This is a genomic window from Paraburkholderia bannensis (assembly GCF_014200455.1).
Classification (GTDB): Bacteria; Pseudomonadota; Gammaproteobacteria; order Burkholderiales; family Burkholderiaceae; genus Paraburkholderia; species Paraburkholderia bannensis_A.
Map to the genome: position 1 here is coordinate 135788 of NZ_JACHBW010000017.1, position 25443 is coordinate 161230.

A 25443-nucleotide genomic window follows, 5' to 3' on the forward strand; every position below is an offset into this window, starting at 1 on the left:
CCTTTGCGTCCTCTCGAACTCCGTCAGAAGTTCTTGCGCAGATCCATGCCCTGATACATCGACGCCACCAGATCGCCGTAACCGTTGAACATCAGCGTCTTGCGCTTGGGCGTGAAAAAGCCGTCCTCGCCGATACGTCGCTCGGTCGCCTGACTCCAGCGCGGGTGATCGACGTTCGGGTTCACATTCGAGAAGAAGCCGTATTCGTTGGACGCGTAGGTGTTCCAGCTGGTCGACGGCTGCGTCTCGACGAAACGGATCTTCACCAGCGACTTCGCGCTCTTGAAACCGTACTTCCACGGCAGCACCACGCGTACCGGCGCGCCGTTCTGGTTCGGCAGCACCTGGCCATAGAGCCCGACGCTCAGCAGCGTGAGCGGGTTCATCGCCTCGTCCATGCGCAGGCCTTCGGAGTAAGGCCAGTCGAGAATCGGCTCAGCCAGACCGGGCATCTGCGAGCGATCGGCAAGCGTGATGAATTGCACGTATTTTGCGTTGCCCGTGGGCTGCGCGCGCTTGATCAATTCAGACAACGAGATGCCGATCCACGGAATCACCATCGACCAGCCCTCCACGCAGCGGTGGCGGTACACGCGTTCTTCCAGTGGCGCGAGCTTGAGGATGTCGTCGATATCGTAGACCTTGGGGTTCTTGATCTCGCCTTCCACGCTCACCTTCCAGGGGCGCGGGCGCAGCGTGTGCGCGTTCTGCGCCGGGTCGGCCTTGTCGGTGCCGAACTCGTAGAAGTTGTTATAGGTCGTGACGTCCTTGAATGGCGTGGCCTTGTCGGGCGCAACGAACTTCGCGTTGGTCCGCGCGGCCAGCTTCATCGCATTTGGATCGGGCGAGGCGTATTCGGCAAAGGCGTCGCGCGGATCGAGCAGGCCCAGTCCCGCGCCCATGCCGCCGAGCGCCAGCGCGCCAGTCGCCTTCATGAAGCGGCGGCGTTGTTCAAACACTTTTTGCGGCGTGATCTCGTACGCGGCGATGTCGTCGCCGTTGAGGATGATCCGGCTGCTACGCTTGGTCCACATGTCGATGCTCCTGAGGTCTGGCCCCGCCCGTTCTTGCGCGCTTTCCTGCACGTCGCCGGCCGGAGTCCGTCATGCAGGCTAACGCGCGCAAACCGGAATCCTTCCCATCGGCACAAAAAAAACCGCCGATGCGCGAGGCATTCGGCGGTTAGTTCGTTCAGCGCGCAGTTTCGGTTACAGCATTTCGGTTACAGCAGCGCTTACAGCTTGCCGTAACTATGCAGCCCGGACAGGAACATATTGACGCCCAGGAAGGCGAAGGTCGTGACCAGCAGGCCCGTGAGCGCCCACCAGGCGGCGACGCCGCCGCGCAGGCCCTTCATCAGGCGCATATGCAGCCACGCCGCATAGTTGAGCCAGACGATCAGCGCCCAGGTTTCCTTCGGGTCCCAGCTCCAGTAGCCGCCCCACGCCTGCGCGGCCCACAGCGCGCCCAGGATGGTGGCGATGGTGAAGAACGCGAAGCCCACGGCGATCGACTTGTACATGACGTCGTCGAGCACGTCGAGCGCGGGCAGGCGGTCCGCCAGCACGCCGCGCTCCTTCATGATGTAAGCCACACCCACCATCGCCGACAGCGCAAAGCTGCCATAGCCGATGAAGTTCGCCGGAACGTGGATCTTCATCCACCAGCTTTGCAGCGCGGGCACGAGCGGCTGGATCTGCTGCGCGTCGCGCGAGATCGAGTACCACATCAGGAAGCCCACGGCCGCGCTGATCACCAGCAGCACGAAGGCGCCGAGCGCGCGCGTCTCGTAGTGCTTCTCGTAATACAGATAGAACAGCGCCGTGATCAGGCTGAACAGCACGAACACTTCGTAGAGGTTCGAGATGGGGATATGGCCGACGTCCGCGCCAATCAGGTACGACTCGTACCAGCGCACCATCAGGCCGGTGAAGCCCATCAGCACCGCCGCCCACGTCAGGCGCATACCGATCGCGCCGCCCGTCTCCGAGCGCGACAGCAGGCCGATCCAGTAGAACATCGTGGCGAGCACGAACAGCGCGCTCATCCACAGGATGGCCGACTGGCTGGAGAGGAAATACTTGAGGAAAAAGGCCTGATCCGCGCGCGCGAGGTCGCCCTGATAGATCTGGATCGCGCCGACCGACATCAACGCAATCGCTGCCATCAACAGCCGCGACGGCTTCCAGCGCCAGCCCAGCACGATCAGCGCGGGCGTCGTGCCGCACAGCACCAGCTTGTCGTAGTAGTTCATGTGCGCGTGGTAGCGCGAAAGCGCGAAACCCGCGCCCGCCACCATCGCCAGCGCGAACAGCCAGTCCACCAGCGTCAGACGCCGCAGGAAGGGACGTTCGTCGAACAGTGCGTCGTTATGGATGTTGAGTGAGGACGCGCCGCGCACGTCCTGTGCCGCTGCCGCCGCTGCGCGGTCGGCGCGGCGGGTCTTTGCGGAAGAAGAAACCTGAGTCAAGTCCATGGGCTTACCGATGTTGATCTTGAGTGTCCGTAAGGTGCGCGCACTGAGTCCTGTCAATGCGCGTGGATCGCGTGGATCAAGCGTTACGGTCCGTCCCGCTGTCGTCTGCGCTGGCGTTCCCGGGCTGGGCGCCCAGGGTGCGCGAGACCGCTTCACGGGTGCGGGCAAACTCTTTCTCGAAGTCGAGCGTGCGGCGCGCGGTCGACATCGCCATGATGACGTCGACGCCCTGTCCGTGCGCCCCGCTGCGCTCCTTCAGCCAGAACCACAGACGGCGCTCGCGCACATAGAACATCGAAAAGATGCCAAGCACGAGCAACAGGCTGCCAAGATACACGACTTTCTTGCCCGGCGCGCGCGTCAACTGAAATACCGAAGCTTGCACCTGCCTGAATGAATCGAGCTGTAGATAGACAGGCGATCCGTACAGGAAACTGTCCGAAACAGCATTGATCGAGTCCTGCACGAAGCGCGCGGACTGGGCGTCCGGCGTGAGCGCGGGCTCGTCGGCCTGGGCGCGGGCGAGCTGCCAGAGATCCCAGCTCGCACCTTCGAGCATGCGTAGCAAGAGGCCCGCGGCCTTTTCCTGCTGATCTTTCGGCACCGATTTGTCGATGAACGCCGCGACCGCCTGAAAGCCGCCGATCTGGGACTTCGGCGCGCCCTGCATCGACGGATCGGTGCCCGAGAACAGGGTCATCACGCGCGAGGCGCTTTCTTCCAGATGCTGTTGCAGATCGCGATTCGAATCGGGGACCGAGCGCGCGGCGAACTGATGCGCGGCCTGCGCACGCAGCTTCGGATCCTCGAACGCGGCGCGCAGCAGCATCCACTCCTTCATCGAGCCGCCGCTATCGGCAGGAATGCGCAGGTAGCGGAACGGCTCGTCCGGGTTCTCGCGCATGCCGGCGAGGAACATGCGCTCGCCGCCCACGTCCACCGGTAGCATGTAGTTGTTGTACTCGCGCGCCTGGCCGTCCTTGTCGCGCACCTTGTACTGCACCGACGGCCCGACGTTATGCAGATCGAGCGGCTTCGAAGTCTTCGCGCCCGAGCCCAGGCGCTCATCGAACGCTTCCTTCAGGCTCTGATGCGCGACGCCCCGCGCATCGTTCTGGCCGCTGCCGTTCGAGGTATTTTCGACGTTGATGGCGCGGAAATCGGCGAATTCGATGGTCTGGCCGTCGACGCCCGGCACGCTTTGCCCAGCCGGCAGTTTGAGCGGCGCGGAATTGCCGATCGTGCCGCCGAACGGGAAGCTCTGCGCGCTCGCGCCGCTCATCGGCCAGGCGGTCATCTGCATCTGCGAGCCGCCGTCCTGGAAACTCGACTGATAGATCGACACGCCGTCGTACTCGAACGGCTCGTTCACCTCGACGCGCGCCGGCGTGCGCTGGCCCGTCTTGTGATCGATCACGACGATGTCGCTGGCGAACAGCTTGGGCATGCCTGTCGAGTAGTAATCGACGATGAACTTGTTGAGCTGGATCGAGAACGGCAGGTCCTGGATCAGCGAGCCGTCGGGCTGGTTCAGAATGGCCGTGGAGACGAACTGGCCTTCGGGCACCCACGCGTAGCCGCGGAAAGTGGGATTGGACTGCGAGAGACGGTGCTCGGGTGCGATGTCGTTGATCACCGCGTTGCTGCGGATCGGCGACTTGTCGAACAGCCACATCTGGAATTTGATCGGCAGATTGCTGTCGAGTAGACCGCCGATGCAGATCACCACGATCGCAAGGTGGGCAAAGATATAGCCGAGCCTGGTGAGCGCGCCGCGCTTGCCCGCGATCAGCGTCGCGCCTTCGGTTTCGCGCGTGACGAAGCGATAGCCCATGCGCTGCGCGAGCTTGCCGAGCTTGGCGGCAGTTTCCTCGCGGCTCACGCCTTCGAGCGCGAATTCACCCTTGTGATGGAACGCGCGAAGGCTGCCTTCGCGGACCTTGTCCTTCCAGCTCTTCATGTCGGCGATCATCTTCGGGCCGTTGCGGATCACGCATAGCGAGATCGACACCACCAGAAAGCCCAGGATGGTCATGAACCACCACGCGCTATAAACCGTGTAGAGGCTCAGCGAGCGGAAGATGTCGGCCCAGAACGGACCGAACTGGTTGACGTAGTTCGGGTACGGGTCGTCCTGCGTCAGCACCGTACCGATGATGCTCGCGATCGCCAGCACCACCAGCAGTGCAATAGCGAAGCGCATCGAACTGAGCAGTTCGATCGCGCTTCTAAGCGCCTTCTGGCGGACATTCAACTGCAGACCCTGCGTGGTGACGCTCATTCAAACTCCGCTTCTTGTTCCAGCAAAAAAGGGTGCAGGATCGCCGCATCCACCCGGCGCCCACACCCTTTTCTTGTTCTTCGACCGCTTGCCCCGGGTACGCCAGACTACGCGAGCGCCAGGTCAATATCAGGTCAGTGCAAACCGGCGGCGTAATCGGCGACCGCCTTGATCTCGTCGTCCGAGAGGCGGTGCGCGATCTGGCGCATCGGTTCGTTATTGTTGCGCGTGCCCTGCTGGAATGCGTACAACTGCGCAACCACGTATTCCGACCATTGGCCCGACAGACGGGGATATTGAACCGGAATGCCCTGGCCGGTCGGGCCGTGGCAGGCCGCGCAGGCCGGCACGCCCTTATCCGCGATGCCGGCGCGCCAGATCTTCTGGCCTTCCGGCACGGTCTTCGCGTCGCGCGCAAAGCCGGGCTTCGGCGTCTGCGAGGCAAACCAGGCCGAGACGTTGATCATATCCTGATCGGAAAGTGCGCTGGCGAAGCCCGCCATAATCGCATTATTACGCGCAGGGGGCTTGCCACCGGGCTGAGGCTTAAAATCCTTGAGTTCTTTGACGAGATATTCGGCGTGCTGGCCTGCGAGTTTGGGATACGCGCCGCCCGTGCTGTTGCCGTCGGCCGCGTGACACGCCGCACAAACCTGCGCCGCGATTGCCTGCCCCCGGGCGAGATCGGGCTTGGCCGGGGTCACCGGTTCAGCCGCCATCGCCATGATCGAAACACCTGCTGTGAGTCCCGCCGCTATCGCAAATTCGAGTACCTTCCAGGACTTGCTCAGTCGATTCATTCGCGCACCTTGTTTCGTCTTGTGGGAATCAGGTTCTGCAAACTACGACAGCGACCAATCTACCTCGAAGGGCCCGCGCCGGCCTCACGGGTATTCAGTAAACCGTCGCATTGTACAATAGCGCGCACGGCGCCTTGGCGCCAGTCGGGCCTCCCCCCGATATCTCCAGATCCTTCCCGGGCTTCTCCGGGCTTGGCGGACCCCCCGCCTCGTTATTTCAAATGTGTGGTCCTGACGATGGCCTTCCTGCTGCATCAAGCCCGTTTCTTTACGACGGTGAATCACCTGCGCGACCTGCCCGCCACGGCGCGGCCCGAGGTCGCCTTCGCCGGGCGCTCGAACGCAGGCAAATCCACCGCGATCAATCTGCTGTGCAACCAGAAGCGTCTGGCGTTCGCGTCGAAGACGCCGGGCCGCACGCAGCACATCAACTATTTCTCGGTCGGTCCCGCCGACGAGCCGATCGGTTATCTGGTCGACCTGCCCGGCTACGGCTATGCCGAGGTGCCGGAATCGGCCAAGCAGCACTGGCAGCTGCTGCTCGCGCAGTACCTGCAAACGCGCGCGCAACTCAACGGCCTCGTGCTGATGATGGATTCGCGCCGCCCGCTCACCGACCTCGATCGCCGCATGATCGAATGGTTCGAGCCGTCCGGTAAGCCGATCCACGCACTCCTGACGAAATGCGACAAATTGACGCGTCAGGAAAGCGTGCTGGCGCTGCGCAACACCAACAAGGCGCTGGACGAATATCGCAATCAGGGCTACCAGGGAAAACTGAGCGCGCAGCTGTTTTCGGCGCTCAAGCGTGTGGGTCTGGACGAAGCGCACGCCGTCATCGAAAGCTGGATCGCGCCCCAGTCCGATACCGGCGCAGCGGAAGGCTCCGCTTCCTGATCCCCCCGGTGGCAGCCGGTTCACGGCCGACACCGTCTGCCTCGCTTTCTGGTTCCGAGCGTGCGCAAGCCCACATAGTTGGGCGCTGCGCCGCTCGCGCCTGCCTGTTTTTCAGGCAAATCTCATGCAAAACGCAATTTTTTGCTGCGCATAAAAAAACCCGCCGTAAGTGCCGGCGGGCTAAACAGCCTTATCGAAAAACGACAGGCACCCGCTCAGGGAGGAGAAGCGGGGAGTCTGGCGCAAGGCGCCTCGCTCGATCGGTATGATATACCATTGTCCTGAAAAGTATCCTGCGCTCCGGAAGCGCGTTTTGTTTCAAGATAATCCGCCGACATGAGCTTCTATCCGCACCATCGTCCGCGCCGCATGCGCCGTGACGACTTCTCGCGCCGCCTGATGCGCGAAAACCTCCTGACCACTAACGATCTGATCTATCCCGTGTTCGTCGTCGCGGGCGAGAACGTGCGCGAAGCCGTGCCGTCGATGCCTGGCGTCGAGCGCGTCTCGGTCGATCTGCTGATGGGCGTGGCCGAACAATGCGTCGAACTGGGCATCCCGGTGCTGTCGCTGTTCCCGGCCGTCGACCCAGCGCTGAAAACGCCCGACGGCATCGAGGCGACCAACCCCGATGGCGTGATCCCGCGGGCGGTGCGCGAGCTCAAGAAGCGCTTCCCGGATCTGGGCGTGCTGTGCGATGTCGCACTCGACCCGTACACGAGCCACGGCCAGGACGGCGTGCTCGACGAGAACGGCTACGTCATCAACGACGTGACCATCGAGATCCTCGTCGCGCAGGCGCGCGCGCAGGCCGAAGCGGGCGTCGATATCGTCGCGCCTTCGGACATGATGGACGGCCGCATCGGCGCGATCCGCGAGATGCTCGAAAGCGAGAACCATATCCACACGAAGATCATGGCCTACTCGGCCAAGTATGCTTCGGCGTTCTACGGTCCGTTCCGTGATGCGGTGGGTTCGGCGTCGAATCTGGGCAAGGGCAACAAGATGACCTACCAGATGGATCCGGCGAATTCGGACGAAGCGCTGCGTGAAGTGCGCCTCGATATCGAGGAAGGCGCGGACATGGTGATGGTCAAACCCGGCATGCCGTATCTCGATATCGTGCGCCGCGTGAAGGACGAATTCCGCTTCCCGACCTACGTCTACCAGGTGAGCGGCGAATACGCGATGCTCAAGGCCGCCGCTCAGAACGGCTGGCTCGATCACGACAAGGCGATGATGGAATCGCTGCTCGCATTCAAGCGTGCGGGCGCCGACGGCATCCTGACGTACTTCGCGCTGGACGCAGCGCGTTTGCTGCGCGCACAGAAGTAAGCTGCGCCCGGTAGTACGCGATCGAAAAAAGCCACGGTTGTCCGTGGCTTTTTCTATGGTGCGTCGTGCGCGCGGTACGTCTACGATTGGCCGCCGCTCGGATTGAGCAGATTGCTGCGCGAAGAAGCAGGCAACGCAGGCAGCGTCGATGCCGAAGGCGTTTGCGTGGCGACGCCCGGCGTAGCGACGCCCGGCGCTTCGGCACCCGATGCAGCGACGCGCGTGAGCCTCTCAAGGAATTTATCGGCATTCTCATAGCCGACCACGCGCAACACCTCGTCGCCCTTTTGATCGAAGAAGATGATGCCCGGCGGTCCGAACAGGCCGAAGCGCTTGAGCAGCGCCTGGTCGTCGCTGCTATTGGCGGTCACGTCGGCGCGCAGCAAGCCCAATTGCGCAAGACGCGTCTGCACGCGCGGGTCGCTGAAGGTGAACTTCTCCATCTCCTTGCAGCTCACGCACCAGTCGGCGTAGAAGTCGAGCATCGAAGGCTTGCCAGCCGTCTTGAGCGCCGCGTCGAGTTGCGCGGACGAGCGCACCGGCGCGAAGCTCAGCGCATCGGCCTGAGCAGCTGCGCCCTGCGACGAAGCGGCACTGCCCTCATGACCGGCCAGCACGGCGAGCGGACGCAATGGATCGGTCGATCCCGCCGCCAGTCCGACGATCAGCGTCGCGCCCCAGATCGCCAACGCCGCGCCCACGCCGCGGCCAAGACGCCGCCAGACATTGGCGCCGCCCGCGTTCGGCGTGAACAGGCCCAGCGCGGCGGCGGCGAGCAACAGCCACAGCGCGGCCAGCAACATCTGCGCGGTCGCGCCAAGCACCGGCCAGACGATCCACAGCGCCGCCGCAAGCAGCACCACGCCGAAGAACACCTTCACGCCGTCCATCCAGGTGCCTGCGCGCGGCAGCAGCGTGCCCGCGCCCAGGCCGAGAATCATCAGCGGCACGCCCAGGCCGATGCCCATGGCAAAGAGCGCCGCGCCGCCAAGCAACGCGTTGCCCGTGTGCGCGATGAAGGCGAGCACGGCAAATAGCGGCGCGGTCATGCACGCGCCCACCACGAGCGCCGACAGCGCGCCCATCACGCCCACCGCGACAAACTTTCCGCCCGAACGGCCCTGCGACGCGCGCGAGGCGCCGTCCTGCCAGCGCTGCGGCAACGCAACGTCGTAACCCGCGATCAGCATCACGGCAAACGCCGTCAGCAGCAACGCGAAAACCCCCAGCACCCAGGGATTCTGCAGCCACGCTCCCAGGCTCTGCCCGACCAGCGCGGCGGCAATGCCAAGCACCGTGTAGACGAGCGCCATGCCCAGCACGTAGACGAACGACAGGGCAAAGCCGCGCGTACGGGTGACCTTCGCCCCTTCACCGACGATGATCGCCGAGAGGATCGGGATCATCGGATAGGAACAGGGCAGCAGGCTCAGCACCATGCCCGCGACGAAATACAGGCCAACCACGGCGAAAAAGCCGCCGCCCTGGAGCAGCGATTGGGCGTAGTCGGCGCTGGTTGCGCGTTCATACCAGGGCTGGCCGCTGCCGGGCGCGGATTGCGTTGCCGCAGTAGCCGCCGCGCCCGCCGCCTGCAGCGCAGCGCCGCTGACGTGATAAACGTGTTCGGCGGGCGGATAGCAGATGCCCGCATCGGCGCAACCCTGCGAGGTGACGGCGAGGTCGAACGCGCCGCTAGCCGACTTCACCGGAACATGGATTGTTAGCTCATTGCGATAGGTCTCGACGTTCTTGTTGAAGGTCGCATCGAACTTCACGTGACCGTGCGGGATCTGCGCGTCGCCCAGCGTCGCCGTGCCGCCGTTCGCCACGTTGCGCACCGCAAAGGCGAAGCGCTCGCGGTACATGTAGTAGCCATCGGCGATTTTGAAGTGCACGTTCACCGTGCCCGGCTCTTCGCTGGCGCTGAACGTGAACGCCTGATCGGGCGGCAGGAAGTCGTCGTCGGCATGCGCGGGTGCTGCGCCGAACAGCAGCGGCAGCAGACAGCCAATGAGTGCGAGCAAGCTCAGGAACGAGGCGTACGGCGCGGAGCGCAGGCGCCGATCGAAGCGGTTAGACATGGATGGAACGCTGTGTCTCGGCATGCACCCATTGGCCGTAGGCGTTCGACGCCGTGACCTGCCACGAGAGGATCTCGGGCGTCTCGTAGGGATGCTGGGTCTGGATGAACTGTTCGAGCTCGGACGCGCGCGCGAGACTCGTCTTGAAGAGCAGCTGGATTTCGTCGCCGGATTCGATCTTGCCCTGCCAGTGATATTCCGAATGCACCGCGCCCAGACGCGTCACGCAGGCCGCCAGGCGCGCTTCGAGCGCCGCCTTCGACAGCTTCGCGGCGGTGTCCTCGTCTGGCACCGTGGTCAGCATCAAGGTCACACTCGGGATCACATTGAGGGTCACGACGAACTCCGGCAGGACGTCCCGCATGCTGCACAACCTGGCGGGACTCGGGAAAGCAGAACGTTATCGTACCACCGGCGCTGGCTCGCTTTGTTCATGTGCCTGTGGCGCCTTCAAGCTGCAAACGCCGCGTCGCGCCGCTTATTCCGTCGCGGAAAACAAAAAAGCCAGGCTAGGCCTGGCTTTTTCGCGCGCCGCTGAATCCGTGGACCCAGCGACTAGAAGCTTATTCCGCTTCCTGGACGTTCTCTTCCGCGACTTCCGGACGGTCGAGCAGTTCGACCAGTGCCATCGGTGCGTTGTCGCCAACACGGAAACCGAACTTCAGGATACGCAGGTAGCCGCCCGGTCGGTTCGCGAAACGCGGACCGAGCACGTCGAACAGCTTCGTGACCGAGTCACGATCGCGCAGGCGGTTGAACGCCAGACGACGGTTTGCCAGCGAGGGCTTCTTGCCGAGCGTGATGAGGGGCTCGACAACCTTACGCAGTTCCTTCGCCTTCGGCAGCGTCGTCTTGATGACTTCGTGCTCGATCAGCGAGTTGGACATGTTACGGAGCATTGCCAGACGGTGGCTGCTCGTGCGGTTCAGTTTCCGCAGACCATGACGGTGACGCATTTCAATTTCCTTGAAACAAAGTTTTAGTCCAGCTCTTCTATCGCCTCACCACAACGCGAGGCACGGGCCGGTACAGAAAAAAGGCAAGACGCGGATTCTAAAGGAAAATCCGCGTCCCTGCCACATTACTTACTTGTCGACTTATTTGTCGAGACCAGCCGGCGGCCAGTTTTCGAGCTTCATGCCGAGCGTGAGACCGCGCGAAGCGAGCACTTCCTTGATCTCGTTGAGCGACTTGCGACCCAGATTCGGGGTCTTGAGAAGCTCGTTCTCGGTACGCTGGATCAGGTCGCCGATGTAGTAGATGTTCTCGGCCTTCAGGCAGTTCGCCGAGCGAACCGTGAGTTCGAGATCGTCCACCGGACGCAGCAGGATCGGATCGATCTGCGGCGCGCGCGACGGCGCTTCCGCCGCCGTTTCGGTGCCTTCCAGTGCAGCGAACACCGACAGCTGATCCACGAGGATGCGAGCCGACTGGCGGATCGCCTCCTCAGGCGAGATCACGCCGTTGGTTTCGATGTTCATCACGAGCTTGTCGAGGTCGGTACGCTGCTCGACACGCGCGCTTTCCACGGCGTAGCTCACGCGGCGAACCGGCGAGAACGACGCGTCCAGGACGATGCGGCCGATGATCTTGGCCGATTCGTCGCCGTAACGGCGCACGTTGCCCGGCACGTAGCCGCGGCCCTTCTCGATCTTGATCTGCACGTCGAGCTTGCCGCCCTTCGTCAGATGCGCAACGACGTGTTCCGGGTTGATGACTTCGCAGTCGTGCGAGAGTTCGATGTCGCCAGCGGTGACAACGCCTTCGCCTTCCTTGCGCAGCGTAACCGTCACTTCGTCACGGTTATGCAGCTTGAAGACCACGCCCTTCAGGTTCAACAGCAGGTTGACCACATCCTCTTGCACACCGTCGAGCGTCGAATATTCGTGCACGACGCCTGCGATCGTCACTTCGGTCGGCGCGTAGCCCACCATCGACGACAGCAGAACGCGCCGAAGCGCGTTACCCAAGGTATGGCCATAACCGCGTTCGAACGGCTCCATGACCACTTTCGCGTGGTTGTCGCCGAGCGATTCCACAGCGATGATCTTGGGTTTCAACAAACTGGTTTGCATAGGTTTTCCTTTTCAATACCCTCGGCTCGTTACACCGATAAGGCTGAGATGGCCACAACCTGAAAAAAACAGCCGAGGCCACCTCCTGCGCGAAGCACAGAGGCTACCCCGGCCGTCAATTCGATTAACGCGAATACAATTCGACGATCAGGCTTTCGTTGATGTCGCCAGCGATGTCGCTGCGCTCCGGCACGCTCTTGAACGTACCTTCGAACTTCTTCGAGTCGACTGCAACCCAACCTGCGATGCCACCTTGCTCTGCCAGCGACAGCGCTTCAGCGATACGCACTTGCTTCTTCGCCTTTTCGCGAACAGCAATGACGTCGCCTGCCTTCACTTGCATCGACGGGATGTTCGCGACGACGCCATTCAGCGTGAGAGCCTTGTGGCTCACGAGCTGACGCGCTTCAGCGCGGGTCGATGCGAAGCCCATGCGGTACACGACGTTGTCGAGACGCGATTCGAGCAGTTGCAGCAGGTTTTCGCCGGTCGCGCCCTTGCGGCGGTCAGCTTCAGCGAAGTAGCGGCGGAACTGGCGTTCCAGCACGCCGTAGATACGCTTCACTTTTTGCTTTTCGCGCAGCTGCGTGCCGTAGTCGGACGTACGAGCGCCCGACGTGCGGCCGTGCTGGCCAGGCTTGCTGTCAAGCTTGCACTTGTCAGCGAGCGAGCGGCGTGCGCTCTTCAGGAAGAGGTCGGTGCCTTCACGGCGGGACAGCTTGGCCTTCGGGCCGATATAACGTGCCACGTTGCTTTCCTTCGATAATTAATCACGCAAAGCCTGAGACGGGGAGACCCCGCGGCTAGCGCTAGTTCGACCCTTTGGACCGAACGGTGGGCTTAGTCAATTCAATAGCGCCGAGAGCCTGGGACGCCGTTACCGGCGGCTCAGGCAGTCGGCAAGCGCGACGCCTTAGATACGACGGCGCTTCGGCGGACGGCAGCCGTTGTGCGGGACCGGCGTCACGTCGGAGATCGCGGTGATCTTGATGCCAAGACCATGCAGCGCGCGCACCGCCGATTCGCGACCCGGGCCGGGGCCCTTGATACGCACTTCGAGGTTCTTGACGCCGTATTCCATTGCAACACGGCCAGCCGATTCAGCTGCGACCTGAGCTGCGAAGGGCGTCGACTTACGCGAACCCTTGAAGCCCTGACCGCCCGACGTTGCCCAGGCAAGTGCATTGCCTTGACGATCGGTGATCGTGATGATCGTGTTGTTGAACGACGCGTGAACGTGAACCACGCCCTCGGCGACGTTCTTCTTAACCTTCTTGCGAACGCGTTGCGCCGCGGAGTTGTTCGAAGCCTTAGCCATTACGTTTTCCTGTAACTGTCAGAACCGCTTACTTCTTCAGCGACTGTGCTGCGCGGCGCGGACCCTTGCGCGTACGTGCGTTGGTGCGCGTACGTTGACCACGCAGGGGCAGGCCCTTGCGATGGCGCACGCCGCGGTAGCAGCCAAGGTCCATCAGGCGCTTGATGTTCATCGTCGTTTCACGGCGCAGATCGCCTTCGACAACAAACTTGCCCACTTCCTCACGCAGCTTTTCCAGATCCGCGTCGTTCAGGTCCTTGACCTTCTTGTTAAACGGCACACCCGCTGCCACGCAGATGTTGCGCGAGCGCGTGCGGCCAACACCGAAAATTGCCGTCAGGCCGATTTCAGTGTGCTGGTGGTTCGGGATGTTAACCCCTGCGATACGAGCCATTGTTTTTCCTCAAACAAAAAGCGCAAGCGCGCTGATCAGCCTTGACGCTGCTTGTGGCGCGGGTCCGTGCTGCAGATCACGCGAACGACGCCGTTGCGCTTGATGATCTTGCAGTTACGGCAAATGCGCTTTACCGATGCCATCACTTTCATGATATTACCCTTTTTCTAAATCACTTCGCCCGGAACACGATCCGCGCACGCGACAGATCGTAAGGCGTCAACTCAACCGTCACCTTGTCGCCCGGAAGAATACGGATGTAGTGCATCCGCATTTTCCCGGAAATATGCCCCAGAACGACATGGCCGTTTTCCAACTTCACCCGGAAGGTTGCGTTGGGGAGGTTTTCGATGACCTCACCCTGCATCTGGATTACATCGTCTTTGGCCATATGTCCTTACCGCATCGGGACTCCACCGCCCTTGAAGTTAGCCTTCTTGAGCAGGGACTCATATTGTTGCGACATAACGTACGACTGCACCTGCGCCATGAAGTCCATTGTGACGACGACAATGATCAGCAGCGACGTGCCACCAAAATAAAACGGCACATTCCAGCGCAGAACCAGAAACTCCGGCAACAGGCAGACGAACACGATATAGATCGCACCGGCCAGCGTCAGACGCGTGAGGATGCGGTCGATATAGCGAGCCGTCTGATCGCCCGGGCGGATGCCAGGTACGAACGCGCCACTCTTCTTCAGGTTGTCGGCCGTTTCCCTGCTGTTGAACACCAGAGCGGTGTAGAAGAAGCAGAAGAAAACGATCGCCAACGCATACAGCAACACATACACGGGCTGACCAGGCTTGAGAGCTTCGGCCACGTTGTGCAGTGTGTTCGCGAACCAGCTGTCTCGCGAACCTGAACTAAACCAGTTCAGGATGGTTGCCGGGAACAGGATGATCGACGATGCAAAGATCGGCGGAATCACGCCCGACATGTTCAACTTAAGCGGCAGGTGCGACGACTGCCCACCGTAAATCTTGTTGCCAACCTGACGCTTCGCATAGTTCACGAGGATCTTGCGCTGGCCGCGTTCAATGAACACCACCAGGTACGTCACGGCTGCGATCAGCGCCACGATGATGATCGCCGAGACCGGGCCCATCGAGCCGGTTTGCACCAGCGAGAAGAGACCGCCGATCGCGTTCGGGAAGCCCGCTGCGATCCCGCCGAAGATGATGATCGAGATACCGTTGCCAAGCCCGCGTTCCGTGATCTGCTCGCCAAGCCACATCAGGAACATCGTGCCGGTCACCAGAGTCACGACCGTCGTCAAGCGGAACACCATGCCCGGATCGATCACGAGAGCCGGCTGGTTTTCCAGCGCGACCGCAATGCCGAAGGCCTGAAAGGTCGCCAGCACTACCGTGAAGACCCGCGTGTACTGCGTGATCTTGCGTTGTCCAGCCTGCCCTTCCTTCTTCAGCGCTTCGAGCTGGGGCGAGACAATCGCCATCAGCTGCAGGATGATCGACGCCGAGATATACGGCATCACACCCAGCGCGAAGACCGTAAAGCGAGACAGTGCGCCGCCCGAGAACATGTTGAACATGCCAAGGATGCCGCCTGACTGGCTTTGGAAGAGCTTCGCCAGTTGGTCCGGGTCGATGCCCGGCACCGGAATGTGCGCGCCGATACGATAAACGACCAACGCCAGCAGCAAGAACATTGCACGCCGGCGCAGGTCGCCGAACTTCGGAGCGCTGCGACCGGTTTTTGCGAGACTCGGGCTGTTAGCCAAGTAGCTTCTCCGATGCAGATGTTAGTGACGGCGGGCAAGCCCGCACTCACCACTCACAATCACTCGGCAAAAGAACCGCCTGCTGCTTCGATCGCAGCACGCGCATTCTTCGTCGCACCCAGGCCCTTGACCACGACCTTGCGCTTGATCTCACCGGTGGCGATGATCTTTGCGGAACGGGTCATTTCGCCAACGAGGCCTGCCTGCTTGAGAGCCAGCAGATCGATTTCGTCGACCGGCAGCTTCTCGATGTCGGCGAGACGCACTTCACCAACGAATTCCTTCGTCAGCGAGGTGAAGCCACGCTTCGGCAGACGACGCTGCAGAGGCATCTGACCGCCTTCGAAGCCGACTTTGTGGAAGCCGCCCGAACGCGATTTCTGACCCTTGTGACCACGGCCAGCGGTCTTGCCGAGGCCGGAGCCGATGCCGCGACCGACGCGACGCTTTGCGTGCTTCGCGCCTTCTGCCGGCTTCAGGTTATTCAATTCCATTTTCAACTCCTGGAGTCCTGGTCGGGCTTAGCCGATGACCTTGACGAGGTACGAGACCTTGTTGATCATGCCGCGCACTGCCGGCGTGTCCTGCAGCTCGGAGACCGAGTTCAGGCGGCGCAGGCCGAGACCGCGCACAGTGGCACGGTGCGTATCGCGGGTCCCAATCAGGCTCTTGACGAGCTGAACCTTGACAGTTTTTTCAGACATAGTGTCCACCCTTAGCCCAGAATGTCTTCGACGGACTTGCCGCGCTTCGCCGCGATGTCAGCCGGGGTCGACTGCTTGCGCAGACCGTCCAGCGTGGCACGAACGAGGTTGTACGGGTTCGTCGAACCGTGGCTCTTGGCCACGACGTTCTGCACGCCCATCACGTCGAACACTGCGCGCATCGGGCCGCCGGCGATCACGCCCGTACCTGCCTTCGCCGGAGCGAGGAGGACGACCGATGCGCCATGCTTGCCGTGCACTTCGTGTTGCAGGGTGCCGTTCTTCAGGGGCACCTTGAACATGTTGCGACGAGCTTGTTCCATCGCCTTCTGGACAGCGACGGGCACTTCTTTCGACTTGCCCTTGCCCATACCGACGCGGCCATCACCATCGCCAACCACGGTCAGTGCGGCGAAGCCGAGAATACGGCCACCCTTCACGACCTTGGTCACGCGATTGACCGAAATCATTTTTTCACGAAGGCCGTCGTCGCGTTCGTCAGCCTGAACTTTCGCTTGCATCTTTGCCATGACGAATTCCTTCCTTAGAACTTGAGCCCGGCTTCGCGCGCAGCATCAGCCAGCGCCTTGACGCGGCCGTGATAGCGGAAACCCGAGCGGTCAAAGGCGACGGATTCGATGCCGGCGGCCTTAGCCTTTTCTGCAATACGCTTGCCGATCAGCGAAGCAGCGGCGACGTTGCCGCCCTTGCCCGACTGGTCAGCCAGTTGCGCACGCACTTCGGCTTCAAGCGTCGACGCGCTGGCCAGCACCTTGGTGCCGCAGGGCGAGAACACTTGCGCATAGATGTGCGTGTTCGTGCGATGCACGGCCAGACGCGCGACCTGCAGCTCAGCGATCTTGAGACGCGTCTGACGAGCGCGGCGCAGGCGAGATTGAGTCTTATCCATGATTGCGCACCCTTACTTCTTCTTCGTTTCTTTGAGGATCACGACCTCGTTGGCGTAACGCACACCCTTGCCCTTGTAGGGCTCCGGCGGGCGATAACCGCGCACTTCGGCAGCGGTCTGGCCAACTTTCTGCTTGTCGATCCCCTTGATCACGATTTCCGTTTGCGACGGGGTCTCGGCCTTGACGCCTTCCGGCATCTGGTGCACCACCGGGTGCGAGAAACCCAGCGACAGGTTCAGCTTGTCGCCTTGCGCTTGAGCACGGTAACCAACGCCAACCAGCGTCAGCTTGCGCTCAAAACCCTTCGTCACGCCTTGCACCATGTTCGCGACGATCGCGCGCATCGTGCCAGACATCGCATTTGCTTCGCGGCTGTCGTCGGTCGGCTCGAACTTGAGCTGACCGTCTTCGTTCACCACCTTCACGAGGCGGTTCGCAGCTTGCGAAATCGTACCCAGCGCGCCCTTGACGGTAATCTTCTCGTCGCTGAGCGTCGCTTCTGCGCCTTGCAGCGCGACCGGGCTCTTACCTACTCGAGACATGTTTCTTCTCCTTAGGTCTTAAGCGACGTAGCAGATAACTTCGCCGCCGACGCCAGTAGCGCGCGCCTTGCGGTCCGTCATCACACCCTTGGGCGTCGACACGATCGCAACGCCCAGGCCATTCATGACCTGCGGGATGTCGTTACGGCCGCGGTACACGCGCAGACCCGGCTTCGAGACGCGTTCGATGCGCTCGATAACGGGACGGCCAGCGTAGTACTTCAACGCGATGTTCAATTCCGACTTCGCACCTTCGGTTTTCACCGCGAAGTCGTCGATATAACCTTCGTCCTTCAGAACCTGCGCAATCGCAATCTTCACTTTCGACGAGGGCATAGCAACCGAAACTTTCTCGACCATCTGCGCATTGCGGATGCGAGTCAGCATATCGGCGATAGGATCACTCATGCTCATTTATGTTTCTCCTATTACCAGCTCGCCTTGGTGATGCCAGGGATCTCACCACGGAACGCGATTTCACGAATCTTGTTACGTGCGAGACCGAATTTGCGGAACGTACCACGCGGACGACCCGTGATCGCGCAGCGGTTACGCTTGCGGGTCGGGTTCGAGTTGCGCGGCAGTTGTTGCAGTTCGAGGCGAGCTGCGTAACGCTCTTCTTCCGACTTGCTTTGGTCGTCGATGATCGCCTTCAGCTCTGCACGCTTCGGTGCAAATTTCGCTGCCAGACGAGCGCGCTTCTTTTCACGTTCGATCAGTGCCAGTTTAGCCACGGTAACCTCAGTTGCGGAACGGGAACTTGAAGCCGGCGAGCAGTGCCTTTGCTTCTTCGTCGGTCTTCGCGGTCGTCGTGATGCTGATGTTCAGCCCACGCAGTGCGTCGATCTTGTCGTAGTCAATTTCGGGGAAAATGATCTGCTCTTTCACACCGATGTTGTAGTTACCACGGCCGTCGAACGCCTTGCCCGACACGCCACGGAAGTCGCGCACACGGGGGAGCGCAACCGTCACGAAACGGTCCAGGAATTCGTACATGGCATTGCCACGCAGGGTAACCATCGTGCCAATCGGGTAGCTTTCGCGGATCTTGAAACCAGCGATTGCCTTACGCGACTTGGTGATGACGGGCTTCTGGCCGGCGATCTTCGTGAGGTCGCCAACGGCGTGCTCGAGGACCTTCTTGTCAGCGACGGCTTCACCCACACCCATGTTCAGGGTGATCTTGGTGAGGCGCGGCACTTCCATGACCGACTTGTAACCGAACTTCTCGATCAGGCCGGGAACGACCTTCTCTTTATAAAATTCTTGCAAACGTGCCATTTTTTACTCCGCAGCGTCAGGCGCTCAGGACAGCACCGGTCGTCTTCAGGAAACGAACCTTCTTGTCCCCTTCGACCTTGATGCCCACGCGCGACGGCTTGCCGTTCGCGTCGACCAATGCGACGTTCGAGATAGCCAGCGGCATAGCCTTGGCTTCCACGCCACCCGTCGTACCCTTCATGGGGTTCGGCTTAACATGCTTTTTAGCGATGTTGATGCCTTCGACAGTAACGCGCTCTTCGCCGATGGCGACCACGACACCGCGCTTGCCCTTGTCTTTGCCAGTGACGACGATAACTTCGTCACCCTTGCGAATCTTGTTCATCGCGACTCCTTACAGCACTTCCGGCGCCAGCGAAACGATCTTCATGAATCGTTCGCTACGCAGCTCACGCGTAACCGGCCCGAAAATGCGGGTGCCGATCGGCTCAAGCTTGGTATTCAAAAGCACGGCGGCGTTGCCATCGAACTTGATCAGCGAGCCGTCTTGACGGCGCACGCCCTTCGCGGTGCGAACCACAACAGCGTTGTAGATTTCGCCCTTTTTCACGCGCCCGCGCGGCGTTGCTTCCTTGACGGTCACCTTGATGATGTCGCCAATGCTGGCATAACGACGCTTCGAGCCGCCGAGCACCTTGATGCACATGACTTCACGCGCACCCGTGTTGTCGGCTACTTCAAGCCGAGTTTCGGTCTGGATCATGGTTTATCTTTCCCAACTTAATCCGGTCGCGCCACCATGGCACATCCGGTCAGTCTTGGTCCCGTCAGCCGCGCCGCCACTAGAACGACCGCTCAGCTGCTTGGGTTAGAACAGCAGCGACGGCAAACGAAACCGGCCATCGCATTCCGGTGAATCTTGCAGATCCGGACTGGCGTCCGAACCACTCCCCTCACTACTTCCGTCCGCTGCTTTGCCAACAGCGAACCCATAAAGAGGGAAGACCAAGACTATAACTCGATAATCTTGGTCTAGCAAGCGAAATCTTTAGCGATTTCAACAACTTCGCATCCCGGAGAAAGGTTCTCCGGGATGTTGCATCACTTTTTAGATGATGCGAGCCGCTTCGAGCAGCTTCGACACGGTCCAGGCCTTCGTCTTCGACAGAGGACGGGTCTCCTGGATTTCAACGAGGTCACCCTCGTTGTACGTGTTCGCTTCGTCGTGAGCGTGGTACTTCTTCGACTGCACGACGTACTTGCCGTAGATCGGGTGCTTGACGCGACGCTCGACCAGGACGGTGACCGTCTTGTCCATCTTGTTGCTGACGACCTTGCCGACCAGCGTTCGCTTAAGCGAGGTTTTCACGCTTTCGTTCATTTCTGGTTCGCCTTCTGAGTCAGGACGGTCCGCACACGTGCGATGTCGCGACGAACCTTCTTCAGCTGGCTCGTGTTCGTGAGCTGCTGGGTCGCGAGTTGCATGCGCAGGCCGAATTGCGCCTTCAAGAGGTCCGACAGCTCTTGGTCGAGCGCGGCCTTGTCTTTCTGAAGAAGTTCAGATGCCTTCATCAATCACTCCTTAGGCGCCGAGCTGGCGAACCATGAAGACCGTCTTCAGCGGCAGCTTGGCTGCAGCCAGACGGAAGGCTTCACGGGCCAGTTCTTCGGACACACCATCCATTTCATACAGCATCTTGCCCGGCTGAATCTCAGCGACGTAGTACTCAGGGTTACCCTTACCGTTACCCATACGCACTTCCGCCGGCTTTTGCGAGATCGGCTTGTCCGGGAAGATACGGATCCAGATGCGGCCACCACGCTTGATGTGACGCGTCATTGCGCGACGTGCCGATTCAATCTGGCGTGCGGTCAGGCGACCACGACCGATCGCCTTCAGACCGTATTCACCGAACGAAACTGCGTTGCCGCGAGTTGCGACGCCGGTGTTACGACCCTTCTGCTCTTTGCGATACTTCCTGCGTTTCGGTTGCAGCATCGTTATTCTCCAGTCTTGCCGTCACGACGCGGAGCGCCACGACGTGCGCCCGGTGCGCCTTCGCCATCACGGCGCGGACGACGGTCGCCCGGACGTGCGTTACGGCGCGGACGCTTTTCTTCGGCGACTTCTTCAACCACCGGTGCGTCGTTACGGCCGAGCGTATCGCCCTTGTAGACCCAAACCTTCACACCGATGATGCCGTACGTCGTCTTCGCTTCCGAGGTTGCGTAGTCGATGTCAGCACGCAGCGTATGAAGCGGCACTCGACCTTCGCGGTACCACTCGGTACGTGCGATTTCGATACCGTTCAGACGGCCGGCGCTCATGATCTTGATGCCCTGGGCACCCAGACGCATCGCGTTCTGCATCGCGCGCTTCATTGCGCGACGGAACATGATGCGGCGCTCAAGCTGCTGCGTGATCGAGTCAGCGATCAGTTGCGCATCGGTTTCCGGCTTGCGGATTTCTTCGATGTTGACGTGAACCGGCACGCCCATACGCTTTTGCAGTTCGGCCTTGAGGAGTTCGATGTCCTCGCCCTTCTTGCCGATAACCACACCCGGACGCGAGCTGTAAATCGTGATGCGAGCGTTCTTTGCCGGACGCTCGATCACAACACGGCCCACCGAAGCGTTCTTCAGCTTCTTCTTCAGGTATTCACGAACACCGATGTCTTCCTTCAACATCGCCGCGAAATTGTTGTTGTTCGCGTACCAACGCGACGCCCAATTGCGGCTGACGGCCAAACGGAAGCCAGTCGGATGAATTTTCTGTCCCATCGTATGGCTCCTTAATTCCCGACCGTCACAGTGATGTGACACGATTGCTTCTCGATGCGGTTACCGCGACCCTTTGCGCGTGCGGTAAAACGCTTCAGCGAAGCAGCCTTGTCGACGTAGATGCTCTTGATCTTGAGCTCGTCGATATCGGCGCCTTCGTTGTGCTCCGCATTGGCGATTGCCGAGAGCACAACCTTTTTCACGATGCCAGCCGCTTTCTTCGGCGAGAACGTCAGAACGTTCAGCGCCTTGTCGACCGGCAGACCGCGGATCTGGTCAGCCACAAGGCGCGTCTTCTGCGCCGAGATGCGGGCACCGCGATGAATTGCCTTCACTTCCATCTTGATTGCCCCTTATTTCTTGGCCTTCTTGTCGGCCGCGTGTCCCTTGAACGTACGGGTCAGTGCGAACTCGCCAAGCTTGTGGCCGACCATGTTTTCCGTGACATACACGGGAACGTGTTGACGGCCGTTATGAACGGCGATCGTCAGGCCGATGAAGTCCGGCAGGATCGTCGAACGACGCGACCAGGTCTTGATCGGTTTCTTGTCGCGCGTTGCTGCAGCCGCCTCAACCTTCTTCAGCAAATGGGCGTCGCAGAACGGACCTTTCTTAATAGAACGTGCCATTGCCTACTCCTTAACGCTTGTGACGGCGCTGGACGATCATGCTCGTCGTGCGCTTGTTGCTGCGGGTGCGGTAGCCCTTCGCCGGCGTGCCCCATGGGCTCACCGGATCGCGACCAGCAGCAGTCTTGCCCTCACCACCACCGTGCGGGTGATCGACCGGGTTCATTGCAACGCCACGGACCGTCGGGCGGATACCGCGCCAGCGGTTCGCGCCAGCCTTACCGATTTGACGGAGGCTGTGCTCTTCGTTGCCGACTTCACCGATCGTTGCGCGGCATTCGACGTGGACGCGACGGATTTCACCCGAACGCAGACGAACCTGCGCGTAGATGCCTTCACGTGCCAGCAGCATTGCCGACGTGCCAGCCGAACGCGCGATCTGCGCGCCCTTGCCCGGCAGCATTTCGATGCAGTGGATCGTCGTACCGACCGGAATGTTGCGGATCGGCAGGGTGTTGCCTGCGCGGATCGGCGCTTCCGAACCCGACATCAGCTGCGTGCCAACCGTCACGCCCTTCGGCGCGATGATGTAGCGGCGCTCGCCGTCTGCGTAAAGAACCAGCGCAATGTTCGCGCTACGGTTCGGATCGTATTCGAGGCGTTCAACCTTCGCTGCGATACCGTCCTTGTTGCGACGGAAATCGATCAGGCGGTAGTGCTGCTTGTGACCACCACCCTGGTGACGCGTCGTGATACGACCGTTGTTGTTACGACCGGCCTTCGAGGACTTCTTTTCGAGCAGCGCTGCGAACGGCGCACCCTTATGGAGGTCCTTGTTGACGATCTTGACCATCGCGCGGCGACCCGGCGAAGTCGGCTTAACTTTCACGATTGCCATGATTACTTGGCCTCCGCTTCAAAGTTGATTTCCTGGCCGGGCTTCAGGCACACGTACGCCTTCTTGACGTCCTTGCGCTTGCCGTTGAAACGGCCGAAACGCTTGGCCTTGCCCTTCTGGACAAGCACGTTCACCGACTCAACTTCAACCTTGAACATCAGCTCGACAGCAGCCTTGACTTCCTGCTTGTTCGCGTCCGGCGCAACTTCGAAGACGACTTGCTCGTTCTTCTCAGCCACCAGGGTCGCCTTTTCGGAGATCACCGGTGCGAGCAGGACCTGCATCAAACGATGATCGTTCTTGCGAATCTCGCTCATGACAGCAACTCCTCGATCTGGGCAACCGCAGCCTTCGTGATCAGGATCTTCTTGAAGTAGATCAGCGAGAGCGGGTCGGCAAAGCGCGGCTCAACGACTGCCACGTGGGGCAGGTTGCGCGACGCCAGGAACAGGTTCTCGTCGACCGTGTCGGTGATCACCAGCACGGATTCGAGACCCATGGCCTTGAATTTTTCGGCCAGCAGCTTCGTCTTCGGCGCTTCGAGCGACAGCTCTTCAACGACCGAGATGCGGCCTTCGCGGGCCAGCTGCGAGAAGATCGAGCAGAGGCCTGCGCGATGCATCTTCTTGTTGACCTTGTGAGCGAAGTTTTCTTCCGGCGAATTCGGGAAGATGCGACCACCGCCACGCCACAACGGGCTCGACGACATACCGGCACGAGCGCGGCCCGTACCCTTCTGGCGCCACGGCTTCTTGGTGGTGTGCTTGACCTGCTCACGGTCCTTCTGCGCGCGGTTACCGCTGCGCGCGTTCGCCTGATAGGCGACAACGATCTGGTGAATCAGCGCTTCGTTGTAGTCACGGCCGAACACGACGTCCGACGCGTTGACTGCTGCGCCTTCCTGACCATTAGCGTTCAGGAGCTTCAGTTCCATTATTGCGCTCCTTTCTTGACGCGTGCCTTGACAGCCGGCGTCACGAAAACCTTGCCGCCCTTTGCACCCGGGACAGCACCCTTGACCAGCAACAGCTTGCGCTCTGCGTCAATACGGGCGATTTCGAGGTTTTGCACCGTCACGGTTTCGTCACCCATGTGACCGGTCATGCGCTTACCCGGGAAAACACGACCCGGATCCTGCGCCATACCGATCGAGCCCGGCACATTGTGCGAGCGCGAGTTACCGTGCGAAGCACGGCCGGACGCGAAGTTGTAACGCTTGATGGTACCGGCGTAGCCCTTACCGATCGAGGTGCCTTGCACGTCGACCTTCTGGCCTTCCGAGAAGAGATCCACACCGATCACGGCGCCATTCGACAGTTCGGCGGCCTTAGCGGCGTCGATCTGGAATTCCTTGAGGATTTCACCGGCTTGAACACCGGCTTTGGCGAGATGACCTGCGATCGGCTTCGTCACGCGCGAAGCGCGGCGCGTACCGAACGCAACCTGCACGGCCGTGTAGCCGTCGGTTTCAACAGTCTTGATCTGCGTCACGCGGTTGTCGGACACGTCCAGCACGGTCACGGGAATCGAATCCCCGTCAGCCGTGAAGATACGCGTCATGCCAACCTTGCGACCTACGAGTCCAAGGCTCATCGTTTTCTCCATTCCCGACTGCGATTGGTCGGGGCTAATTTACAAAGTACCGGCATGTTCGCGAGGTAAAGGCCCGCAAAGACACACCGATTTTTTGCGCGAATGCGCGAAAAGACGTCAAGTATAACGTCCTCCCACGATTTCCGCAAGCAATCAAAGACTTAGCGCGATCAGGCTATCCTGGACGCGCCGGAGACTCTTACTGCAGCTTGATTTCGACGTCCACGCCAGCCGGCAGGTCCAGCTTCATCAGCGCGTCAACGGTCTTGTCCGTCGGGTCGACGATGTCCATCAGGCGCAGGTGGGTGCGGATTTCGAGCTGGTCGCGCGACGTCTTGTTGACGTGCGGCGAGCGCAGGATGTCGAAACGCTGGATACGCGTCGGCAGCGGCACCGGACCGCGAACGATTGCGCCCGTGCGCTTCGCCGTATCGACGATTTCAGCAGCCGACTGGTCGATCAGACGGTAGTCGAAAGCCTTCAGACGGATACGGATTTTCTGGTTCTGCATGATGATTCCTTGAAAAGAGCGAGGCGGACTTGCGCCGCCAGACGATATAAAGAGCGTAGGCCCGCCCCGCGACAAGGCGTCGCGGGGCGGGCCCAGGGTGTCGGCGGGAGTTAGCGCTTTAGCGCTTACTCCCGCCCCATGCCCGGTTAAGGGCAAATCAACTACTCAAGCAAGCCAAGTATTGTACTCGAATTACTCGATGATCTTCGCGACGACGCCAGCGCCGACGGTACGGCCACCTTCGCGGATTGCGAAGCGCAGACCTTCTTCCATCGCGATCGGAGCGATCAGCTTCACCGTGATCGACACGTT

Annotated in this window: 37 protein-coding genes and 1 pseudogene; 2 read left to right on the forward strand and 36 right to left on the reverse strand. The window is 60.9% G+C overall.

What is annotated here, in order from left to right:
- Positions 1-23 precede the first annotated feature (23 nt).
- From msrP to F4827_RS26250, 4 genes are all read right to left on the reverse strand, one after another.
- On the reverse strand, positions 24-1034 hold the full coding sequence (gene msrP / locus F4827_RS26235; RefSeq protein ID WP_183728946.1) for a protein-methionine-sulfoxide reductase catalytic subunit MsrP: 1011 nt from the start codon (positions 1032-1034) through the stop codon (positions 24-26).
- A gap of 200 nt (positions 1035-1234) precedes the next feature.
- On the reverse strand, positions 1235-2476 hold the full coding sequence (ccsB, locus tag F4827_RS26240; protein ID WP_260175424.1) for a c-type cytochrome biogenesis protein CcsB: 1242 nt from the start codon (positions 2474-2476) through the stop codon (positions 1235-1237).
- 76 nt (positions 2477-2552) lie between these two features.
- Positions 2553-4757, reverse strand: coding sequence for a cytochrome c biogenesis protein ResB (locus tag F4827_RS26245; RefSeq protein ID WP_183728949.1), 2205 nt, complete (start codon positions 4755-4757; stop codon positions 2553-2555).
- Positions 4758-4891: 134 nt separating this feature from the next.
- The gene (locus F4827_RS26250) at positions 4892-5557 is read right to left on the reverse strand and encodes a cytochrome c (protein WP_183728952.1); all 666 of its coding nucleotides are present in this window, start codon (positions 5555-5557) and stop codon (positions 4892-4894) included.
- A 237-nt stretch (positions 5558-5794) separates the two neighbouring features.
- Between F4827_RS26250 and yihA the strand changes: the two genes are divergently transcribed.
- Positions 5795-6454, forward strand: coding sequence for a ribosome biogenesis GTP-binding protein YihA/YsxC (yihA, locus tag F4827_RS26255; protein ID WP_183728955.1), 660 nt, complete (start codon positions 5795-5797; stop codon positions 6452-6454).
- Between the two features lie 336 nt (positions 6455-6790).
- The gene (gene hemB, locus F4827_RS26260; RefSeq protein WP_183728958.1) at positions 6791-7789 is read left to right on the forward strand and encodes a porphobilinogen synthase; all 999 of its coding nucleotides are present in this window, start codon (positions 6791-6793) and stop codon (positions 7787-7789) included.
- Between the two features lie 80 nt (positions 7790-7869).
- Here the strand turns inward: hemB and dsbD are convergent, their stop codons facing one another.
- The 32 genes and pseudogenes from dsbD to F4827_RS26420 form a co-directional block, all read right to left on the reverse strand.
- Entirely contained in the window at positions 7870-9870 is a 2001-nt protein-coding gene (gene dsbD, locus F4827_RS26265) for a protein-disulfide reductase DsbD (RefSeq protein WP_183728961.1), read from the reverse strand.
- Positions 9863-10234 carry a divalent-cation tolerance protein CutA gene (cutA, locus tag F4827_RS26270; RefSeq protein WP_183728964.1) on the reverse strand — a complete coding sequence of 124 codons (372 nt, stop codon included), beginning with the start codon at positions 10232-10234 and terminating at the stop codon, positions 9863-9865. The genes dsbD and cutA overlap by 8 nt, the downstream gene beginning before the upstream one ends.
- 199 nt (positions 10235-10433) lie before the next feature.
- The gene (gene rplQ, locus F4827_RS26275) at positions 10434-10826 is read right to left on the reverse strand and encodes a 50S ribosomal protein L17 (RefSeq protein WP_027797304.1); all 393 of its coding nucleotides are present in this window, start codon (positions 10824-10826) and stop codon (positions 10434-10436) included.
- Between the two features lie 141 nt (positions 10827-10967).
- Entirely contained in the window at positions 10968-11945 is a 978-nt protein-coding gene (locus F4827_RS26280; protein ID WP_027819335.1) for a DNA-directed RNA polymerase subunit alpha, read from the reverse strand.
- A 124-nt stretch (positions 11946-12069) separates the two neighbouring features.
- Complete coding sequence (gene rpsD, locus F4827_RS26285) at positions 12070-12693, reverse strand: 30S ribosomal protein S4 (protein ID WP_183728967.1); 624 nt, start codon at positions 12691-12693, stop codon at positions 12070-12072.
- Positions 12694-12858: 165 nt separating this feature from the next.
- Positions 12859-13263: a 30S ribosomal protein S11 gene (rpsK, locus tag F4827_RS26290; protein WP_006052224.1), complete on the reverse strand. Its 405-nt coding sequence runs from the start codon at positions 13261-13263 to the stop codon at positions 12859-12861.
- Positions 13264-13291: 28 nt separating this feature from the next.
- The gene (gene rpsM, locus F4827_RS26295; protein WP_103706958.1) at positions 13292-13657 is read right to left on the reverse strand and encodes a 30S ribosomal protein S13; all 366 of its coding nucleotides are present in this window, start codon (positions 13655-13657) and stop codon (positions 13292-13294) included.
- A 35-nt stretch (positions 13658-13692) separates the two neighbouring features.
- The gene (gene rpmJ / locus F4827_RS26300; protein WP_183728970.1) at positions 13693-13809 is read right to left on the reverse strand and encodes a 50S ribosomal protein L36; all 117 of its coding nucleotides are present in this window, start codon (positions 13807-13809) and stop codon (positions 13693-13695) included.
- Between the two features lie 20 nt (positions 13810-13829).
- Positions 13830-14048: a translation initiation factor IF-1 gene (gene infA / locus F4827_RS26305; RefSeq protein ID WP_004521905.1), complete on the reverse strand. Its 219-nt coding sequence runs from the start codon at positions 14046-14048 to the stop codon at positions 13830-13832.
- A gap of 6 nt (positions 14049-14054) precedes the next feature.
- On the reverse strand, positions 14055-15401 hold the full coding sequence (secY, locus tag F4827_RS26310) for a preprotein translocase subunit SecY (protein ID WP_183728973.1): 1347 nt from the start codon (positions 15399-15401) through the stop codon (positions 14055-14057).
- 59 nt (positions 15402-15460) lie between these two features.
- Positions 15461-15895 (reverse strand): 50S ribosomal protein L15, encoded by a 435-nt coding sequence (gene rplO, locus F4827_RS26315; RefSeq protein ID WP_028222618.1) that lies wholly within the window; start codon positions 15893-15895, stop codon positions 15461-15463.
- A gap of 27 nt (positions 15896-15922) precedes the next feature.
- Complete coding sequence (gene rpmD / locus F4827_RS26320) at positions 15923-16105, reverse strand: 50S ribosomal protein L30 (protein ID WP_027819341.1); 183 nt, start codon at positions 16103-16105, stop codon at positions 15923-15925.
- An 11-nt stretch (positions 16106-16116) separates the two neighbouring features.
- Complete coding sequence (rpsE, locus tag F4827_RS26325) at positions 16117-16635, reverse strand: 30S ribosomal protein S5 (protein WP_028206522.1); 519 nt, start codon at positions 16633-16635, stop codon at positions 16117-16119.
- 14 nt (positions 16636-16649) lie between these two features.
- The gene (gene rplR / locus F4827_RS26330) at positions 16650-17015 is read right to left on the reverse strand and encodes a 50S ribosomal protein L18 (protein ID WP_027819343.1); all 366 of its coding nucleotides are present in this window, start codon (positions 17013-17015) and stop codon (positions 16650-16652) included.
- A gap of 12 nt (positions 17016-17027) precedes the next feature.
- A complete protein-coding gene (gene rplF / locus F4827_RS26335) occupies positions 17028-17558 on the reverse strand; it encodes a 50S ribosomal protein L6 (protein ID WP_167065696.1) in 531 nt (176 codons plus the stop codon).
- An 18-nt stretch (positions 17559-17576) separates the two neighbouring features.
- Positions 17577-17972 (reverse strand): 30S ribosomal protein S8, encoded by a 396-nt coding sequence (gene rpsH / locus F4827_RS26340; RefSeq protein ID WP_027819345.1) that lies wholly within the window; start codon positions 17970-17972, stop codon positions 17577-17579.
- A gap of 14 nt (positions 17973-17986) precedes the next feature.
- Positions 17987-18292: a 30S ribosomal protein S14 gene (gene rpsN / locus F4827_RS26345; RefSeq protein WP_027819346.1), complete on the reverse strand. Its 306-nt coding sequence runs from the start codon at positions 18290-18292 to the stop codon at positions 17987-17989.
- Between the two features lie 7 nt (positions 18293-18299).
- Entirely contained in the window at positions 18300-18839 is a 540-nt protein-coding gene (gene rplE / locus F4827_RS26350) for a 50S ribosomal protein L5 (RefSeq protein WP_028206519.1), read from the reverse strand.
- A 16-nt stretch (positions 18840-18855) separates the two neighbouring features.
- Positions 18856-19164, reverse strand: coding sequence for a 50S ribosomal protein L24 (gene rplX, locus F4827_RS26355; protein ID WP_027819348.1), 309 nt, complete (start codon positions 19162-19164; stop codon positions 18856-18858).
- Between the two features lie 9 nt (positions 19165-19173).
- Complete coding sequence (gene rplN, locus F4827_RS26360) at positions 19174-19542, reverse strand: 50S ribosomal protein L14 (protein WP_006998478.1); 369 nt, start codon at positions 19540-19542, stop codon at positions 19174-19176.
- Positions 19543-19887: 345 nt separating this feature from the next.
- Positions 19888-20160 carry a 30S ribosomal protein S17 gene (gene rpsQ / locus F4827_RS26365; RefSeq protein WP_027819349.1) on the reverse strand — a complete coding sequence of 91 codons (273 nt, stop codon included), beginning with the start codon at positions 20158-20160 and terminating at the stop codon, positions 19888-19890.
- Positions 20157-20351 carry a 50S ribosomal protein L29 gene (gene rpmC, locus F4827_RS26370; protein ID WP_027819350.1) on the reverse strand — a complete coding sequence of 65 codons (195 nt, stop codon included), beginning with the start codon at positions 20349-20351 and terminating at the stop codon, positions 20157-20159. The genes rpsQ and rpmC overlap by 4 nt, the downstream gene beginning before the upstream one ends.
- A 10-nt stretch (positions 20352-20361) precedes the next feature.
- Positions 20362-20778 (reverse strand): 50S ribosomal protein L16, encoded by a 417-nt coding sequence (rplP, locus tag F4827_RS26375; RefSeq protein ID WP_103706962.1) that lies wholly within the window; start codon positions 20776-20778, stop codon positions 20362-20364.
- Positions 20779-20780: 2 nt separating this feature from the next.
- The gene (gene rpsC / locus F4827_RS26380) at positions 20781-21560 is read right to left on the reverse strand and encodes a 30S ribosomal protein S3 (protein WP_167065690.1); all 780 of its coding nucleotides are present in this window, start codon (positions 21558-21560) and stop codon (positions 20781-20783) included.
- A gap of 11 nt (positions 21561-21571) precedes the next feature.
- Positions 21572-21901, reverse strand: a complete 330-nt coding sequence (gene rplV / locus F4827_RS26385; protein WP_004199272.1) for a 50S ribosomal protein L22 — start codon at positions 21899-21901, stop codon at positions 21572-21574.
- 12 nt (positions 21902-21913) lie between these two features.
- The gene (gene rpsS, locus F4827_RS26390) at positions 21914-22189 is read right to left on the reverse strand and encodes a 30S ribosomal protein S19 (RefSeq protein ID WP_027797286.1); all 276 of its coding nucleotides are present in this window, start codon (positions 22187-22189) and stop codon (positions 21914-21916) included.
- A 10-nt stretch (positions 22190-22199) separates the two neighbouring features.
- The gene (gene rplB / locus F4827_RS26395; RefSeq protein ID WP_027819353.1) at positions 22200-23027 is read right to left on the reverse strand and encodes a 50S ribosomal protein L2; all 828 of its coding nucleotides are present in this window, start codon (positions 23025-23027) and stop codon (positions 22200-22202) included.
- Positions 23028-23029: 2 nt separating this feature from the next.
- Positions 23030-23344, reverse strand: coding sequence for a 50S ribosomal protein L23 (rplW, locus tag F4827_RS26400; protein WP_027819354.1), 315 nt, complete (start codon positions 23342-23344; stop codon positions 23030-23032).
- Positions 23341-23961, reverse strand: a complete 621-nt coding sequence (gene rplD, locus F4827_RS26405; RefSeq protein ID WP_065062797.1) for a 50S ribosomal protein L4 — start codon at positions 23959-23961, stop codon at positions 23341-23343. The genes rplW and rplD overlap by 4 nt, the downstream gene beginning before the upstream one ends.
- On the reverse strand, positions 23961-24620 hold the full coding sequence (gene rplC, locus F4827_RS26410) for a 50S ribosomal protein L3 (protein WP_167065684.1): 660 nt from the start codon (positions 24618-24620) through the stop codon (positions 23961-23963). Before rplC ends, rplD begins: the two co-directional genes overlap by 1 nt.
- A 199-nt stretch (positions 24621-24819) precedes the next feature.
- Positions 24820-25131, reverse strand: a complete 312-nt coding sequence (gene rpsJ, locus F4827_RS26415) for a 30S ribosomal protein S10 (protein WP_017777154.1) — start codon at positions 25129-25131, stop codon at positions 24820-24822.
- 192 nt (positions 25132-25323) lie between these two features.
- Positions 25324-25443, reverse strand: a pseudogene (locus tag F4827_RS26420) (elongation factor Tu); the annotation flags it as partial.

Bases quoted from the DNA above. Each gene is read 5' to 3' on its own strand.
- msrP (WP_183728946.1), bottom strand. From the start codon at position 1,034: ATGTGGACCAAGCGTAGCAGCCGGATCATCCTCAACGGCGACGACATC.
- ccsB (WP_260175424.1), bottom strand. From the start codon at position 2,476: ATGGACTTGACTCAGGTTTCTTCTTCCGCAAAGACCCGCCGCGCCGAC.
- F4827_RS26245 (WP_183728949.1), bottom strand. From the start codon at position 4,757: ATGAGCGTCACCACGCAGGGTCTGCAGTTGAATGTCCGCCAGAAGGCG.
- F4827_RS26250 (WP_183728952.1), bottom strand. From the start codon at position 5,557: ATGAATCGACTGAGCAAGTCCTGGAAGGTACTCGAATTTGCGATAGCG.
- yihA (WP_183728955.1), top strand. From the start codon at position 5,795: ATGGCCTTCCTGCTGCATCAAGCCCGTTTCTTTACGACGGTGAATCAC.
- hemB (WP_183728958.1), top strand. From the start codon at position 6,791: ATGAGCTTCTATCCGCACCATCGTCCGCGCCGCATGCGCCGTGACGAC.
- dsbD (WP_183728961.1), bottom strand. From the start codon at position 9,870: ATGTCTAACCGCTTCGATCGGCGCCTGCGCTCCGCGCCGTACGCCTCG.
- cutA (WP_183728964.1), bottom strand. From the start codon at position 10,234: ATGCGGGACGTCCTGCCGGAGTTCGTCGTGACCCTCAATGTGATCCCG.
- rplQ (WP_027797304.1), bottom strand. From the start codon at position 10,826: ATGCGTCACCGTCATGGTCTGCGGAAACTGAACCGCACGAGCAGCCAC.
- F4827_RS26280 (WP_027819335.1), bottom strand. From the start codon at position 11,945: ATGCAAACCAGTTTGTTGAAACCCAAGATCATCGCTGTGGAATCGCTC.
- rpsK (WP_006052224.1), bottom strand. From the start codon at position 13,263: ATGGCTAAGGCTTCGAACAACTCCGCGGCGCAACGCGTTCGCAAGAAG.
- rpsM (WP_103706958.1), bottom strand. From the start codon at position 13,657: ATGGCTCGTATCGCAGGGGTTAACATCCCGAACCACCAGCACACTGAA.
- rpmJ (WP_183728970.1), bottom strand. From the start codon at position 13,809: ATGAAAGTGATGGCATCGGTAAAGCGCATTTGCCGTAACTGCAAGATC.
- infA (WP_004521905.1), bottom strand. From the start codon at position 14,048: ATGGCCAAAGACGATGTAATCCAGATGCAGGGTGAGGTCATCGAAAAC.
- rplO (WP_028222618.1), bottom strand. From the start codon at position 15,895: ATGGAATTGAATAACCTGAAGCCGGCAGAAGGCGCGAAGCACGCAAAG.
- rpmD (WP_027819341.1), bottom strand. From the start codon at position 16,105: ATGTCTGAAAAAACTGTCAAGGTTCAGCTCGTCAAGAGCCTGATTGGG.
- rpsE (WP_028206522.1), bottom strand. From the start codon at position 16,635: ATGGCAAAGATGCAAGCGAAAGTTCAGGCTGACGAACGCGACGACGGC.
- rplR (WP_027819343.1), bottom strand. From the start codon at position 17,015: ATGGATAAGACTCAATCTCGCCTGCGCCGCGCTCGTCAGACGCGTCTC.
- rplF (WP_167065696.1), bottom strand. From the start codon at position 17,558: ATGTCTCGAGTAGGTAAGAGCCCGGTCGCGCTGCAAGGCGCAGAAGCG.
- rpsH (WP_027819345.1), bottom strand. From the start codon at position 17,972: ATGAGCATGAGTGATCCTATCGCCGATATGCTGACTCGCATCCGCAAT.
- rplE (WP_028206519.1), bottom strand. From the start codon at position 18,839: ATGGCACGTTTGCAAGAATTTTATAAAGAGAAGGTCGTTCCCGGCCTG.
- rplX (WP_027819348.1), bottom strand. From the start codon at position 19,164: ATGAACAAGATTCGCAAGGGTGACGAAGTTATCGTCGTCACTGGCAAA.
- rplN (WP_006998478.1), bottom strand. From the start codon at position 19,542: ATGATCCAGACCGAAACTCGGCTTGAAGTAGCCGACAACACGGGTGCG.
- rpsQ (WP_027819349.1), bottom strand. From the start codon at position 20,160: ATGAACGAAAGCGTGAAAACCTCGCTTAAGCGAACGCTGGTCGGCAAG.
- rpmC (WP_027819350.1), bottom strand. From the start codon at position 20,351: ATGAAGGCATCTGAACTTCTTCAGAAAGACAAGGCCGCGCTCGACCAA.
- rplP (WP_103706962.1), bottom strand. From the start codon at position 20,778: ATGCTGCAACCGAAACGCAGGAAGTATCGCAAAGAGCAGAAGGGTCGT.
- rpsC (WP_167065690.1), bottom strand. From the start codon at position 21,560: ATGGGACAGAAAATTCATCCGACTGGCTTCCGTTTGGCCGTCAGCCGC.
- rplV (WP_004199272.1), bottom strand. From the start codon at position 21,901: ATGGAAGTGAAGGCAATTCATCGCGGTGCCCGCATCTCGGCGCAGAAG.
- rpsS (WP_027797286.1), bottom strand. From the start codon at position 22,189: ATGGCACGTTCTATTAAGAAAGGTCCGTTCTGCGACGCCCATTTGCTG.
- rplB (WP_027819353.1), bottom strand. From the start codon at position 23,027: ATGGCAATCGTGAAAGTTAAGCCGACTTCGCCGGGTCGCCGCGCGATG.
- rplW (WP_027819354.1), bottom strand. From the start codon at position 23,344: ATGAGCGAGATTCGCAAGAACGATCATCGTTTGATGCAGGTCCTGCTC.
- rplD (WP_065062797.1), bottom strand. From the start codon at position 23,961: ATGGAACTGAAGCTCCTGAACGCTAATGGTCAGGAAGGCGCAGCAGTC.
- rplC (WP_167065684.1), bottom strand. From the start codon at position 24,620: ATGAGCCTTGGACTCGTAGGTCGCAAGGTTGGCATGACGCGTATCTTC.
- rpsJ (WP_017777154.1), bottom strand. From the start codon at position 25,131: ATGCAGAACCAGAAAATCCGTATCCGTCTGAAGGCTTTCGACTACCGT.